The sequence below is a fragment of the Actinomadura viridis genome, assembly GCF_015751755.1.
GTDB lineage: Bacteria > Actinomycetota > Actinomycetes > Streptosporangiales > Streptosporangiaceae > Spirillospora > Spirillospora viridis.
On the sequence record NZ_JADOUA010000001.1, the window covers coordinates 4,808,154 to 4,821,948 of the forward strand.

A 13,795-nucleotide genomic window follows, 5' to 3' on the forward strand; every position below is an offset into this window, starting at 1 on the left:
ACTGTGCAGTTCTCAAAAAACAACCGGGACCACCGGACCCACGAACCAACCAAGGAACAGGAATCCAGCCCCGCAATCCAGAAGAAACAACCCAGCCCCATCCCACACAACCCGAAAGGGGCTGCATGATCAGGGGCTGAAGGGTCCGTTCCCTCAGGACCCAACAGCGTGTCCACCACCACCATGACCCGAACCCAGACTTCCCACTCCCCGAAGGGCGGTACCAACCGGGCCGCACCACAGCGGCAATGAATAACCAGTGCTCCACATCTATGAGCAGCCACCTGACAGACATTCGCTGCCAACAGCGGCCACCGACCGCACCTGGACGAACCAGGACACGGCCAGCTGAATGCTCCTTAGAAAGGAGGTGATCCAGCCGCACCTTCCGGTACGGCTACCTTGTTACGACTTCGTCCCAATCGCCGGCCCCACCTTCGACCGCTCCCCCCACAAGTGGTTGGGCCACGGGCTTCGGGTGTTGCCGACTTTCGTGACGTGACGGGCGGTGTGTACAAGGCCCGGGAACGTATTCACCGCAGCGTTGCTGATCTGCGATTACTAGCGACTCCGACTTCACGAAGTCGAGTTGCAGACTTCGATCCGAACTGAGACCGGCTTTAAGGGATTCGCTCCACCTCACGGTATCGCAGCCCTCTGTACCGGCCATTGTAGCATGTTTGCAGCCCAAGACATAAGGGGCATGATGACTTGACGTCATCCCCACCTTCCTCCGAGTTGACCCCGGCGGTCTCCCATGAGTCCCCACCCGAAGTGCTGGCAACATGGAACGAGGGTTGCGCTCGTTGCGGGACTTAACCCAACATCTCACGACACGAGCTGACGACAGCCATGCACCACCTGTCACCGGCCCAAAAAGGACCCCACATCTCTGCAGGTTTTCCGGCAATGTCAAGCCTTGGTAAGGTTCTTCGCGTTGCGTCGAATTAAGCAACATGCTCCGCCGCTTGTGCGGGCCCCCGTCAATTCCTTTGAGTTTTAGCCTTGCGGCCGTACTCCCCAGGCGGGGCGCTTAATGCGTTAGCTACGGCGCGGAATCCGTGGAAGAACCCCACACCTAGCGCCCAACGTTTACGGCGTGGACTACCAGGGTATCTAATCCTGTTCGCTCCCCACGCTTTCGCTCCTCAGCGTCAGTACAGGCCCAGAGCACCGCCTTCGCCACCGGTGTTCCTCCCGATATCTGCGCATTTCACCGCTACACCGGGAATTCCATGCTCCCCTACCTGCCTCTAGTCTGCCCGTATCCACCGCAGACCCACAGTTAAGCCGTGGGCTTTCACGACGGACGCAACAAACCGCCTACGAGCTCTTTACGCCCAATAATTCCGGACAACGCTTGCGCCCTACGTATTACCGCGGCTGCTGGCACGTAGTTAGCCGGCGCTTCTTCTGCACCTACCGTCACGTTAGCTTCGTCGGTGCTGAAAGAGGTTTACAACCCGAAGGCCGTCATCCCTCACGCGGCGTCGCTGCGTCAGGCTTCCGCCCATTGCGCAAGATTCCCCACTGCTGCCTCCCGTAGGAGTCTGGGCCGTGTCTCAGTCCCAGTGTGACCGGTCGCCCTCTCAGGCCGGTTACCCGTCGTCGCCTTGGTAGGCCATCACCCCACCAACAAGCTGATAGGCCGCGAGCCCATCCCCAACCGAAAAACTTTCCACCACCAGCCCATGCGGACGGTGGTCATATCCGGTATTAGACCCGGTTTCCCAGGCTTATCCCAGAGTCAGGGGCAGGTTGCTCACGTGTTACTCACCCGTTCGCCGCTCGAGTACCCCCGAAGGGGCCTTTCCGCTCGACTTGCATGTGTTAAGCACGCCGCCAGCGTTCGTCCTGAGCCAGGATCAAACTCTCCATTAAGGTCCAACGACGACCCGCAGGGGGCGAACCCCACGAACCGCCAAACCTCAGGAAAAACAATCCCAGCAAACACGCAACCCCCGAAGAGGCCACGCGTATTGCCTCAAAGAAATCCCCGACCACAACCCCACAAGGTCATGGCCACGGGGCGGCCCGGCTACCGCCGGACCGATAAAGGCACTGGCTTTTAACACGCTGTTGAGTTCTCAAGAAACGGACACCCACCGTGCTGGACTCGCTTTCGCGTTTCCCGCCCCGGGGCGACTCTTTAACTTTATCAGATCCGCTCGGCTTGTCAATTCCGCGCTTTTCCGATTTGCCTTTCCGGATCCGCTTGCGCGGTCCCTTCCGGGCGTTGTCGCTATTTCATCAGATCCGGCCCGATTGTCAAAATCGAGCCTTCCCGACCCATCCGCGGGCATGGCACGGCGAAGCCGCACCGGCTTGATCGAGGATGGTTACCCCTTGAACCGGCCGCCATGCACGATGGCGTCACGTGTCTTCAAGGGACGAGGAGTTAAGGTATGCGGTCCGGACAGCCACGTCAAATCGACGGGCGGGTGGACGTGCCGGCCGCGGACGAGCCGACGCCACCGGCCTCGCGGGCCCTGGATCTTCGACCGGGCTCAGCATGATCCGGCCGAGCCGGCAGGGCCGGCGAAGCAGCCGCTGTCCATGGACCGTCCCTGCCCTGCCGGTACCGCGCCCGGTAGAGGCAGGCCAGCGGAGCCCGGTGGCGACGGGGCGTGGACGGCCGGCCTCACGAGCCGCGAGATCGTCCACGGGATCCTGGGCAGCCGGGCGCCGATGCGGGGTTTTCTCCGGAGACCTGCGGGAAGGTCTAGATCATCCGACCGAGAGCATGGACGGGGCAAAGGTCGGTGACGTCTTGCCGGGGGCGGACGGGGGTGAGCGGGAGCTTCGGGTCGCCGCCGCGTCCAGCGCCGGGCTCCACCTCCGGCGCAAGAAGGATGTCTGAAGGCGGCCTTCGTCCAGGGATTCCCCAATCGATCCGAATAAGGGACCGTCTTAACCACCGCATCACACGCTTCGGAGGTCTCGCCAGTGAGCTACTACCCGCCGCCCGGTCAGGGTGGCTACCCCCAAGGTGGCTACCCCCAGTCCGCTCCCCCGCCCAATCACCTCGTCTGGGCCATCCTGACGACCATCTTCTGCTGCCTCCCCGCGGGGGTCGTGTCGATCGTGTTCGCGGCGCAGGTGAACTCCAAGTGGCAGGCCGGCGATCACCAGGGCGCGCTGAAGGCGTCCAACAACGCCAAGACCTGGGCGATCGTCGCTGCGGTGGTGGGCCTGATCGGCAGCATCATCTACGCGATCGTCATGTTCGCGGTGGACAGCGGCCCGGGCTACACCTACTGATCTGATGCGGACGGCCCCGATCATGGCGGCCCGCGGGCTCCGGGCTCCCGCGGGCGTCCTCGTGGCGGCAGCCGCCGTCGTGGCGTTCGTGGCCGTCGTCGACCCCAACGAGCAGGGCCACTATCCGACCTGTCCCTTCCTGGCGCTGACGGGGTACCAGTGTCCGGGCTGCGGCTCGCTGCGCACCCTGCACGCACTGGCCCACGGGCAGTTCACCGATGCCGTGGCGCTGAACGTCTTCACCGTGGCCATGGTGCCGCTGCTGGCGTTCTTCTGGCTGCGCTGGACGGTCGCGCGGGCGCGCGGCCGTCCGGCGCGGACCAGGGCCGCTGATCCGCGGCTGATCTGGCTGCTCTTCGCACTGATCATGATCTTCTGGCTGGTGCGGAACCTGCCGTTCGGGGCGTTCCTGGCCGCGTGAGCCGGCCGGACGGGGTCACGGGCGTGGTTCGCCGAAGACCGGCGGCCTCTTCTCGAAGTAGGCGACCACGGCCTCGGTCTGGTTGGGCGACCCGATCAGCGCGCCCATGGCGCGCGACTCCTCCAGGAGCTGGCCGGGCAGGTCGGCGCCGTCGGTGGCCCGGTTGAGCAGCCGCTTGGCGGCCCGGATGGCGTCCGGGTTGCGGCCGGCGATCTCGCGGGCCAGTTCCAGCGCGGCGGCGTGCGGATCCTCGGCGGTACGGGTCACCAGGCCGAGCCGCGCCGCCTCCTCCCCGGAGACCATGCGGCCGGTGAACGTCAGTTCCTTGGCGACGTCGTCCCCGACCAGGCGGACCAGGGCCGCAGTACCGGTCATGTCGGGGACCAGGCCCCACCGGATCTCCAGGACCGACAGCCGCGCGTCCGGGGCGGCGATCCGCAGGTCGGCGCCCAGCGCGAGCTGCAGCCCGCCGCCGAGGGCGTGCCCGGCGATCGCGGCGACGACCGGCTGGGGAAGCTCGCGCCAGACGTGCACGGCCTGCTGGGCGAGGTTGGTGATGCGCCCCGGTTCCCGATCGACGATGTCGCGGGTCAGCCGCCCGATCCGGGCGCCGTCCGCGCCGTCCGCACCGGCCAGTCCCCCACCCGCCATGGCGGTGAAGTTGGCGACGTCCAGGCCGGCGCAGAACGAACGCCCCTCGCCCGAGAGGACGACGGCCCGGACCGACGTGTCGGCGGCCAGCCTGTCGCCGGTCTCGGCGAGGGCGTCGAACATGGCCAGGTCCAGGGCGTTGAGCTTGTCGGGACGGTTGAGCCGCACGTCGGCGACGCCGTCGCCGTCCACGCTCACGGTGACGCGTTCGGTCATGGGGACTCCTCGGTCAGGTCACGGGAACGATCTCCGCGTCTATCAGACGGCCGTCCCGGATGTCGAGCAGGCCCAGCGTTCCACGGGGCTGGCGGCGGCGGTCGGTGGGCGAACCCGGGTTGAAGATCCGCAGGTCGCCGTCGCTGTCGTCGAGCGGTATGTGGGAGTGGCCGAAGACGACCAGGTCCGCGGCGGGGAACCAGCGGCGCATCCGGGCGATCCGCCCCTGTGCCAGGCCGCTGTCGTGGACCATCGCGACGGTGACGCCGTCGAGGTCCAGTTCGAGCCGTTCCGGGGCGCCCCAGGCGGCGACGTCGGGGCCGTCGTTGTTGCCGAGGACGGCGTGGACCGGGGCGTACCCGGCGAGTTCGTCGAGTACTCCGGCGGTGCAGACGTCCCCGGCGTGCAGGATGAGGTCGGCCTTCCGCAGGTGCGCGGCGACCGCGGGCGGGCAGGAGCGCCAGCGGCGGGGCGCATGGGTGTCGGAGAGCACGACCACGTTCACCTTGCCGTTCTACCCCGTCCGGCCGGAATGATGGTCATCCGCGTCACTCTGGGAGATGTCCCGCTGGACAGTGTCATGTCGGCCACGGTGCCTTCCGTGAGGCCCCGAACGGTCGATCCCTTTGCCGCGCGGTTCCGTCGAGGGCCTCGGTGCGCCCGGAGCACCGGACATGATTTAGCCACCGCGGCTCCCGGACTCGGGTGGGAAACAACTGTAAGGATCCAGTCACTTCACCTCCGTGACCTGCGGAGTTACCGTCGAATCCCTGTCCGCGCCAAGGATCCGGCCGTCCGCCCCAGGCCGGGTCCACCGGGGGGATCGGCGCGACGGGGAGCCGGAGGAGGCGGCCGGGCCCGAGGAGGATGACCACTCCCTTGCACCGGTCCAGGGCCTGGTCGCCTCACCGTACGGACAGGGGGTCGCGGATGGACGACCGCGGAGGACCGGGAGGCCGTCGGGGGACGCGGGCCACGATGACCTTCGACCTCGACGTCCTGCTGACGATGATGCCCATGCCCGGGGGCGACGTGCCGCTGGTGTTCCTGGACGACGCGGCGGCGACGCCCGTCCCCCGCCGCGACGAGCCCGGGGAGGAGGTCACCGCGCTGATGGCCGCGTGCCTGGGCGGCGGCCTCGACCTGGTCACCGACATGCGCGAGCTGCTCGTCCCGCTCGTGCCGGGCTGGCTGGCCGAGTTCGGCGGCCGGGGGACGCTGACCGTGCGCAGCCCGCGGGACGATCCGGCGCGGCCGTTCTGCCGGGTCGAACGGCTCGGCGCGCCGCCCGGCTGGGCCGAGGCCGCGTCCCGGCTGGGCTGCCTGGTCCTGTTCGCGGGGTCCATCGCCATCGCCGAGGACACCGCGTCCGCCGACGCGCGGCTGCGGAGGGCGGCGGCCACCGGCATGCTCGCCTCCGGCGTCATCGGCTACCGGCCGGGGTGAGCCACGGCCGGCCCGCGTGAACGGGTCGGCCACCGGCCCGGGAGAGTGAGGCGCGGCCTCACCGGACGGGCCGGTCCCAGGGCCGGGCGGACGGTCTGCCCCCATTCCCACCCCACCGTCCGCCCGGCCCGCCCCCGTTCCGGCAGGCCGGGACGGGGGCGGGCGCCGGCCCGGTGGAAATGGCCCATCCGCGCACGCCCGCCGCACCCTCGGCGGAATACCAATTCCCGCACCTGGAAATGATCACTTTTCCGTCATGGATAATGGTCCGGGTAGGTAGATCTTTTCAGTTTCGGGGCCGCCGCCTGTTACGGTCGGGGACATGAGCAACGCGACCGGAAAGCTCCGCGAGTCGTGGGAGGCGGCCCGTGACGACCTGCGTCACAAGATCGCCGCGATCCCGATGCAACCGGCCGACCGCCGGGCCCTGATCCGTTCGCTCGACGCCTACCACGCCACCCTCACCGCCTGGCTGCTGGGTCGCGAGCACTCCGCCCACAAGGCCACCGACCTGCGGAAGCGCAGCTTCGAAGGGCGGCGTTGACGAGCCGTCCGGCAGCCGAGAGGGGCACGGCCCGCGGCGGGGACCGGCGGGACCGTGGGGGCGCGGAGCGGCCGAGCGTGATCCTGCCGTGCCGGGCGGCGGCTGCGCGGTCCGCCCGCCCGGAGACGGGAGAAGGGCGCGGGCGCGCATGGCAGGACGCCCCGGCGGCGGCGGAATATACCGGCCCGCCCGGGAACGGTCCGGCATTCCCGGTCATGATTGTTTCGGCGCCCGCGAAACGCACATGCCGCGCCATTGCGCGCACCGAATTCATGGAAACGCTGCCGGGGTGCGGAGGCATCCGCCGCGCCACCGCATCGCGACACGGTCCGACGCGCCGCTCCCACCGGGGGGCGCCCGGCGGGCCCGGACCTCGCCGGCGCACGTGAGTCACGTGCACCCTTGCCTCTGCCCTGCCGGCAGTGTCGCATCAGCACACCTCCCGCGCGGTTCTCACCAGGCTCATGACCCCTTCCGGTCATGACCAGAACACTGCGCCAACTTGACCGTTTCTTTCAGCTTCCGTTCAGGTTTGGGGTTTAAAGTCCAACTCACGTACCCCAGCGGGGACGAAGCGAGCGACCGGCGATGGGGCCGACGACGGCCCGGAAGGGAGCGCCCAGCGATGAACGCCAGTGCCGCGCCCGTCCCCGAGACCAGCGTTCCCGGGGTGGTCACCTTCCCCCCAGAGGTCGATCTGAGCAACGGCGAGGCACTCCTGCGCGAAGCGCTGCGGCTGCTGCGCACCGGGACGCCGGGACTCGTCCTCGATCTCAGGGAATGCACGTTCTGCGATTCGAGCGGGCCCAACATGATCTTCCGCGCGCAGCGCCGCGCCGACGCCGCCGGCGTCCCGATGGTGGTGGTGCTGCCCTGGGACGGCATCGTCCGCCGGGTGTGCGACATCGCCGGCGTCACCCGGCGGGTCCCCCTGGCGCCCGACCTCGATTCCGCACGCGCCATGCTGGCCGATCTCGCCTGATCCCTCCCCCGGCCGCCGCCGCGGGGCGGGCCCGCGTCAGCCGCCGCGCGCGCCGCGCCGCGCCTCCTCCTCCCACAGCCGCAGCACCTCGTCCTCGATCTCCCGGTCCGAGCGCAGCACGCTGGTGAGCGCGAGGCCGCGCAGGAGGGCCAGCAGCGACTCGTACCGGACCGCTCCCCGCCCGTCGCCGGCCGCCAGGCCCGGGAAGGCGTCGGCGAACACCTCGTGCAGGGCCCGCCCGATCTCGCGCTCGGCCGGCAGGAGCGCGTCCCGCAGCGCCTCATCGGTACGGGCGGCCAGCCACAGTTCGAGCCCGGCCAGGAACAACGGCCCCGACATGACCTCCCGGAAGAGGGCGAGCGCCGCACCGGTGCGCTCCTCGCCCCCGGGCAGTGCCCGGGCCCCCTCGCGGACGTGCTCCACCTGCCGCCCGGCGATGTGGTGGATCGCGGCGGCGAGCAGCTCGGCCTTCGACCCGAAGTGGTGGAGCAGCGCGCCCCGCGACACCTCGGCGCGGCTCTGCACCTCCTGAAGGGTCGTCCGGGCGTAGCCGTCCTCGACCAGGACGGTGACGGCGGCCTCCAGCAGCGCCGCCCTCGTACGTTCCCAACGCTGTTGACGTGGACGTTCCGGCACTCCACGATGGTACCGACCAATAAACCGTCCAGACGGACTGTTTTCAGGGAGGCGGGGCAGGACATGCTGGCAGTGGATCTGGTGCGCCGCGGAGCCGCGCGGTTCGGGCCGCGCACCGCGGTCGTGGACGGTGCCCGGCGGCTCACGTTCAGCGAGGTCGACCAGGCCTCCAACCGCAGCGGCACGTTCGTGCTGCCCTACTGAGTCCGCGGCGTCGAGGCCATCCCGCTCTCCCCGGTCGGGAAGGTGCTGCGGCGCGCGCTGCGCGAGTCGTTGTGGGCCGGCCGGGAGGACGCGCGATGACCGTCGAGACGAGCCAGGACGGGCCCGTGACCCTGATCGGCATCGACCGCCCGGAACGCCGCAACGCCGTGGACCGTGCCACCGCGGAGGCCCTCGCCGGTGCCTTCCGCGCCTTCGACGACGACCCCGGAGCCTCCGTGGCCGTCCTGTACGGGAAGGGCGGCACCTTCTGCGCGGGCGCGGATCTCCAGGCGTTCAGCGCCGGATCGGGCAACCGCGTCGCGCCCGGCGGCGACGGTCCCATGGGCCCGACCCGGATGCGCCTGTCCAAGCCCGTGATCGCGGCGGTCAGCGGGCACGCCGTGGCCGGCGGTCTCGAGCTGGCGCTCTGGGCGGACCTGCGGGTCGCGGACGAGACCGCCGTCTTCGGGGTGTTCTGCCGCCGCTGGGGCGTGCCCCTGATCGACGGCGGCACCGTACGGCTCCCCCGGCTGATCGGGGAGAGCCGCGCGATGGACCTCATCCTCACCGGCCGGCCCGTGGACGCCGCCGAGGCGTACGACATCGGGCTGGCCAACCGACTGGTCCCCGCCGGGCGGGCGCTGGAGGCCGCCAGCGAGCTGGCCGCCCGGCTCGCCGCGTTCCCGCAGACCTGCATGCGCCGGGACCGCGCCTCGGTCCTCGACCAGCACGGGCTGGGCGAAGCGGAGGCGCTGGCCGCCGAGTTCCGGCACGGCCAGGTCTCGCTGGCCGCGGACGCCGCCGCCGGAGCGGCCCGCTTCGCCGCGGGCGAGGGCCGGCACGGCTCGTTCACCACCGGAGCCCCCGCGGAGTAAAAGATGAGCGGCGCGTCGCGGCGCGTGGACGGGGATCTTGCGGGCAGGGTCGATTTCGAGGAACTTGCCCAGGTCACACGTCGTTGTGATGATTGATCCATCCGACCAGAGAGACACATGGACCATCGATCTCCTGCCACCGCCGCTGACGACCGACGAACGCCGAGCCGGGCGGGAACCCGTTGATCACGGTACTCTCCCTGCTCCTCGGCCTGGCCGTCGTCCTACTGATCACCGCGCTGACCGGCTACTTCGTCGCCCAGGAATTCGCCTACATGGCCGTGGACCGGTCCCGGCTCGGTGCCCGCGCCGGGTCCGGTGACCGGGCCGCCGGACGCGCGCTGGCCGTGACGCGGCGCACCTCGTTCATGCTGTCGGGCGCGCAGCTCGGCATCACCGTGACCGGCCTGCTGGTCGGGTACGTGGCCGAGCCGCTGATCGGCCGGGCCCTGGGCGACATCCTCGGCGGGGCCGGGGTCCCGCAGGCCGCCGGGGTGGCGGTCGGCACGGTCCTCGCGCTGGCGCTGTCGACCCTCGTGCAGATGGTGTTCGGCGAGCTCTTCCCCAAGAACCTGGCCATCTCCCGCCCCGAGCCCGTGGCGCGGTGGCTGTCACGCTCCACGCTGCTCTACCTGAAGGCGTTCGGCTGGCTGATCTGGGTGTTCGACCAGTCGTCGAACGTCCTGCTGCGGCTCCTGCGCATCGAGCCGGTGCACGACGTGGAGCACGCGGCGACCGAACGGGACCTCGCGCACATCGTGGCCGACTCCCGGCGCAGCGGCGACCTGCCGCCCGACCTGTCGATCCTGCTGGACCGCATCCTGGACTTCCCGCGCCGCGACGTCGAGCACGCCATGATCCCGCGCTCCCAGGCCGACACCGTGGACGGCACCGCGACCGTCGGCGAGGTCCGGCGGATGATGAGCACCGGCCACTCCCGGTACCCGATCCTGGACGAGCGCGAGCGCGTCGCCGGGGTGGCCCATCTGGACGACGTGCTGACCGCGGCCGACCCCGCCGCGCCGATCTCCTCGATCATGCGCCCGGCCACGGTGCTGTCGACGCTGATGACGCTGCCCGCGGCGCTGGACCGGCTGTCGGGCGACCGGAGCCAGATGGCCTGCGTCGTCGACGAGTTCGGCGGCTTCGCCGGCATCGTGACGCTGGAGGACCTGGCCGAGGAACTGGTCGGCGAGATCACCGACGAGCACGACGCCGGCGAGGACGAGCCCACCGCCACCGCCGCCGGGGAGGCGTGGATCATCCCCGGCGGCTTCCACATCGACGAGGTCGAGCGGACCATCGACCACCGGCTGCCCGAGGGCGACTACGAGACGATCGCGGGCCTGGTGATCTCCGCGTACGGGGCGCTGCCCGACGCCGGAACCGAACTCGACATCGAACTGCCCGCCGACCCCGCCGACCTCGCGCACACCGACCACCCGCCGCCGCGGTTCCTGCGCGTCGAGGTGCTGGAGGTCGGCGACCACGTGCCCGCGTCCGTCCGGCTCCAGGTGGTCACGCCCGGCGAACCCGCCGAGGCCGCGGAGCACCGGAAGGGAGCGGACCGATGAGCAACCCGTGGGTCGTCCTGGCCGCCACGGTCGCGATCATCGCGCTGAGCGCCTTCTTCGTCGCGGTGGAGTTCGCGCTCATCGCCGCCAAGCGCCACCGGCTGGAGGACGCCGCGCCGTCCAGCCGCTCGGCGCGGGCGGCGCTGCGCAGCGCGTCGGAGCTGACGGTGCTGCTGGCCGGCGCGCAGCTGGGCATCACGATCTGCACCCTGGCCCTCGGCGCGATCACCAAGCCGGCCGTGCACCACTGGCTGACCCCGCTGTTCACGTCCTGGAGCGCGCCGCTGTGGCTGGCCGACGCGGCGGGCTTCGTGCTGGCGCTGGTGATCGTCACGTTCCTGCACCTGGTGATCGGTGAGATGGCGCCCAAGTCCTGGGCCATCGCCCACCCGGAGCGGTCGGCCACGATGCTGGCGCTGCCGATGCGCGGCTTCATGTGGCTGACCCGCCCGCTGCTGCGCGCCCTCAACGAGGCGGCCAACCGGTGCCTGCGCCTGGTCGGCGTCGAGGCCGCCGACCAGGTCGACTCCGGCCAGGACCCCGACGCGCTGCGCCACCTGGTCGAGCACTCCGCCAACGTCGGCGCGCTGGACGCCGGCTACTCGGCCCAGCTGTCGGAGGCCCTGGACCTCCAGGACCTGCGGATCGGCGACCTGGTCAGGCCGGGCTCCAGGCCGACCGCGGTCGACCCGGAGGCGACCGTGGCCGACGTCCAGGAGGCCGCCCACTCCTCCGGGCACCTGCGCATCCTGGTGCCCGGGCCCGGCACCGCCTGGGGCGTGGTGCACGTACGCGACACGCTGACCGAACCCGAGACCGCGGGCATCGGCCACCTGGTCCGGCCCGCCTTCCTGATCCCGGCCGACACGACCGTCTACGCGACGCTGACCCGGATGCGCGAGACCAGCAACCAGCTGGCCCTCGTCATCGAGGACGGCTCGGTACGGGGCGTCGTCACCATCACCGACGTGCTGCGCCGGCTGTTCCCCCGCTCCGGGAACGGCACGCCCGTACCGGCCCCCTGACGCGCCGCCGGCGGCGTCCGCGGCGGCGACGGCGCGGACGCCGCCGCCCATGAACGCGCACGGTAGATCATCCTTTGATTTTACCTGGGATGACTTGGCGTTTCCGCAGGTCATCTCCTATGGTCCGTAGAAAGCCGGCGGCTCCCCGGAAGGGGATCGGCGGCCATACGCCTAATCCCACCACCCAATGTGGGAGCCGGGGACCCACGGTCTTCGGGGTGAATCCGCGGCGTCCCGCCGCGGTAGGGCCTTCTCCTGGCCCGAACCCGTCAGCTAACCCGGTCGGCGTCAAGGAGAGGAGAGATCATGAGGGAATCGTTCCCGTCAACGGGCGCCGGCCATCGCGCCCAGGTCCCGGCAGGGCACCGGCCACCACCAGAGTGGCGGACCACCCCCCACCGATGAACTGACGGCGCCGTTCCCCGCTCCCGCCCCACACCCCTCACGACCCGACGTGCGGCGGGGAGAGCAGGGTGAACGCGGTCATTGAGCCGCCGGCCCGGCGGAGAACATCACCCCCTCCCTGACGCGGTCCTGGCAAGGCACGCCCATGCCGGCATGCCCTCTCTCGCCGTCACCCGTGTCCGGGCGACCTCTCGAGGAACCCCCAGTGGACAGTCAAGGCCCCGATCGCCCCCACCTCTTTCCTGATCACAACCTCGCGCGCCGTTCCGTCCTGCTCGGCGGCTGCGTCCTCGCGGCAGGCGGTGTGGTCGGCGTCACCAGCGCGTTGCGTCCTTCGCCGGAACGGAACGTCCGGCCCGCAGCGGCGACGTCGTCGGAGGACCCGGCTCCGGAGGAGACCGGCTCCCGAGCGGACGCCCCCAGGCCGCGCGGCGCTGCCCCGAAGATCCATACGGTCGGGCAGTGGGGAGCGCGCAGCCCCAGGCGGAAGCCGACCGTGCTCTCGCGCGCGCCCAGGTACATCGTGGTCCACCACACCTTCACCGCGAACGTCAGCGACTTCTCGGTGGCACAGGGCCACCACATCGCCCGCGCGATCCAGCGCGCCCACATGGCGCAGGGCTGGGGCGACACGGGCCAGCACTTCACCATCAGCCGCGGCGGTCACGTCATGGAGGGACGGACGGGCAGCCTCGCCGCCGCCCGCCGGGGCGCGATGGTGATCGGCACGCACGTCGGCGGGGCGAACGACTACACGGTCGGCATCGAATGCGAGGGCACCTACAACAGTGTCATGCCGCCCCGGCAGCTGCTGAGGTCCCTCACCCAGATGTGCGCCTGGCTGTGCAGGCAGTACCGCCTCGACCCCCGCGAAGCCATCGTCCCTCACATGAGGTTCAACGACACCGACTGCTGCGGCTACGAGTTCGCCCCGACGCTTCCGCGCCTCCGCGCCGAGGTGGCGAAACTGGTCCCTTGAGGTGCCGCCCGTGACCTCGCCCGGGGACCGGCGGAGGCCGCCCGGCCCGCGTCAGGAGTTCCGCCTCCTGGCCCGCGGCGCCATGGCCATGAGACCGCCCAGCGCGACCGCGGCGGCGCCCGCCGCGGCGAGCATCGGGCGCGCCCCTCCGGACGTCCCGCCGCCGCCGGCCTCGACGCCTTGGACCGGTGCCAGATATCTGTAGTAGATGAAGCCGCCGGGCTGCTCCTGGTTCTCCGGGTTGATCAGGAAGTAGCCGTTCCTCGGCACGCAGTAGACCGTGATGGTCGTGCCCGCCTTCGCCTGCCGGATCCTCGGGAAGTCCCTGCCCGGTCCCGCGAAGACGTCCACGGTCTCCCTCTCGGGGCTGACCGGTGTGACCACGTACCGGCAGAGCACCTGCGCCCGCGCCCGTTCCGTCCCGGCGGCCTCGGCTGCCGGGACCGCGAACCCGCCGGCCGCGATCCCGGTGGCGGCCAGAAAAAGGCCGGTACGCACACCCATTTCCCTCTCCTCTGATCTCCCCCGATGCCGGGCGTCGCCACGCCGTCCTCTCGTTTCAGCTTCCCGGCTCTC

Annotated in this window: 14 protein-coding genes, 1 rRNA gene and 1 riboswitch; of the genes, 10 read left to right on the forward strand and 5 right to left on the reverse strand. The window is 70.5% G+C overall.

Translation table 11 applies throughout. The annotated features are described in order from the left end of the window. Nucleotides 1–363: 363 nt before the first annotated feature. Nucleotides 364–1,881 (reverse strand): 16S ribosomal RNA (locus IW256_RS22245). 1,065 nt (nucleotides 1,882–2,946) lie between these two features. On the opposite strand from IW256_RS22245, the gene IW256_RS22250 reads away from it, so the two are divergent. After that, nucleotides 2,947–3,261 carry a CD225/dispanin family protein gene (locus IW256_RS22250; RefSeq protein ID WP_197012817.1) on the forward strand — a complete coding sequence of 105 codons (315 nt, stop codon included), beginning with the start codon at nucleotides 2,947–2,949 and terminating at the stop codon, nucleotides 3,259–3,261. Nucleotides 3,262–3,265: 4 nt separating this feature from the next. Continuing rightward, nucleotides 3,266–3,682 carry a DUF2752 domain-containing protein gene (locus IW256_RS22255; protein WP_231403885.1) on the forward strand — a complete coding sequence of 139 codons (417 nt, stop codon included), beginning with the start codon at nucleotides 3,266–3,268 and terminating at the stop codon, nucleotides 3,680–3,682. Nucleotides 3,683–3,697: 15 nt separating this feature from the next. Here the strand turns inward: IW256_RS22255 and IW256_RS22260 are convergent, their stop codons facing one another. Both IW256_RS22260 and IW256_RS22265 read right to left on the reverse strand, forming a co-directional pair. Continuing rightward, entirely contained in the window at nucleotides 3,698–4,549 is an 852-nt protein-coding gene (locus tag IW256_RS22260) for a crotonase/enoyl-CoA hydratase family protein (RefSeq protein ID WP_197012818.1), read from the reverse strand. A gap of 13 nt (nucleotides 4,550–4,562) precedes the next feature. Then, nucleotides 4,563–5,054, reverse strand: a complete 492-nt coding sequence (locus tag IW256_RS22265) for a metallophosphoesterase family protein (RefSeq protein ID WP_197012819.1) — start codon at nucleotides 5,052–5,054, stop codon at nucleotides 4,563–4,565. 473 nt (nucleotides 5,055–5,527) lie between these two features. Here IW256_RS22265 and IW256_RS22270 point away from each other — a divergent pair, with 473 nt between their 5' ends. The 3 genes from IW256_RS22270 to IW256_RS22280 all read left to right on the forward strand — a co-directional run bounded on the left by IW256_RS22270 (nucleotide 5,528) and on the right by IW256_RS22280 (nucleotide 7,521). Next, nucleotides 5,528–5,995: a hypothetical protein gene (locus tag IW256_RS22270; protein WP_197012820.1), complete on the forward strand. Its 468-nt coding sequence runs from the start codon at nucleotides 5,528–5,530 to the stop codon at nucleotides 5,993–5,995. Nucleotides 5,996–6,317: 322 nt separating this feature from the next. Beyond that, nucleotides 6,318–6,539 carry a hypothetical protein gene (locus IW256_RS22275; RefSeq protein ID WP_197012821.1) on the forward strand — a complete coding sequence of 74 codons (222 nt, stop codon included), beginning with the start codon at nucleotides 6,318–6,320 and terminating at the stop codon, nucleotides 6,537–6,539. A 625-nt stretch (nucleotides 6,540–7,164) separates the two neighbouring features. Continuing rightward, nucleotides 7,165–7,521, forward strand: a complete 357-nt coding sequence (locus IW256_RS22280; RefSeq protein WP_197012822.1) for an STAS domain-containing protein — start codon at nucleotides 7,165–7,167, stop codon at nucleotides 7,519–7,521. A 36-nt stretch (nucleotides 7,522–7,557) separates the two neighbouring features. Here the strand turns inward: IW256_RS22280 and IW256_RS22285 are convergent, their stop codons facing one another. Further along, nucleotides 7,558–8,157 carry a TetR/AcrR family transcriptional regulator gene (locus tag IW256_RS22285; RefSeq protein ID WP_197012823.1) on the reverse strand — a complete coding sequence of 200 codons (600 nt, stop codon included), beginning with the start codon at nucleotides 8,155–8,157 and terminating at the stop codon, nucleotides 7,558–7,560. A 63-nt stretch (nucleotides 8,158–8,220) separates the two neighbouring features. Between IW256_RS22285 and IW256_RS22290 the strand changes: the two genes are divergently transcribed. From IW256_RS22290 to IW256_RS42790, 5 genes are all read left to right on the forward strand, one after another. Then, the gene (locus IW256_RS22290) at nucleotides 8,221–8,361 is read left to right on the forward strand and encodes a hypothetical protein (protein ID WP_197012824.1); all 141 of its coding nucleotides are present in this window, start codon (nucleotides 8,221–8,223) and stop codon (nucleotides 8,359–8,361) included. A 95-nt stretch (nucleotides 8,362–8,456) separates the two neighbouring features. Further along, nucleotides 8,457–9,236, forward strand: coding sequence for a crotonase/enoyl-CoA hydratase family protein (locus IW256_RS22295; protein ID WP_197012825.1), 780 nt, complete (start codon nucleotides 8,457–8,459; stop codon nucleotides 9,234–9,236). 182 nt (nucleotides 9,237–9,418) lie between these two features. Beyond that, nucleotides 9,419–10,810: a hemolysin family protein gene (locus IW256_RS22300; protein WP_197012826.1), complete on the forward strand. Its 1,392-nt coding sequence runs from the start codon at nucleotides 9,419–9,421 to the stop codon at nucleotides 10,808–10,810. After that, a complete protein-coding gene (locus IW256_RS22305) occupies nucleotides 10,807–11,835 on the forward strand; it encodes a hemolysin family protein (protein ID WP_197012827.1) in 1,029 nt (342 codons plus the stop codon). The genes IW256_RS22300 and IW256_RS22305 overlap by 4 nt, the downstream gene beginning before the upstream one ends. Nucleotides 11,836–11,993: 158 nt before the next feature. Further along, nucleotides 11,994–12,138, forward strand: a riboswitch (cyclic di-AMP (ydaO/yuaA leader). 598 nt (nucleotides 12,139–12,736) lie between these two features. After that, nucleotides 12,737–13,219, forward strand: a complete 483-nt coding sequence (locus IW256_RS42790; protein WP_197012828.1) for a peptidoglycan recognition protein family protein — start codon at nucleotides 12,737–12,739, stop codon at nucleotides 13,217–13,219. A gap of 51 nt (nucleotides 13,220–13,270) precedes the next feature. Here IW256_RS42790 and IW256_RS22315 read toward each other — a convergent pair whose 3' ends face one another. Next, a complete protein-coding gene (locus IW256_RS22315; protein ID WP_197012829.1) occupies nucleotides 13,271–13,723 on the reverse strand; it encodes an SH3 domain-containing protein in 453 nt (150 codons plus the stop codon). Nucleotides 13,724–13,795 lie beyond the last annotated feature (72 nt).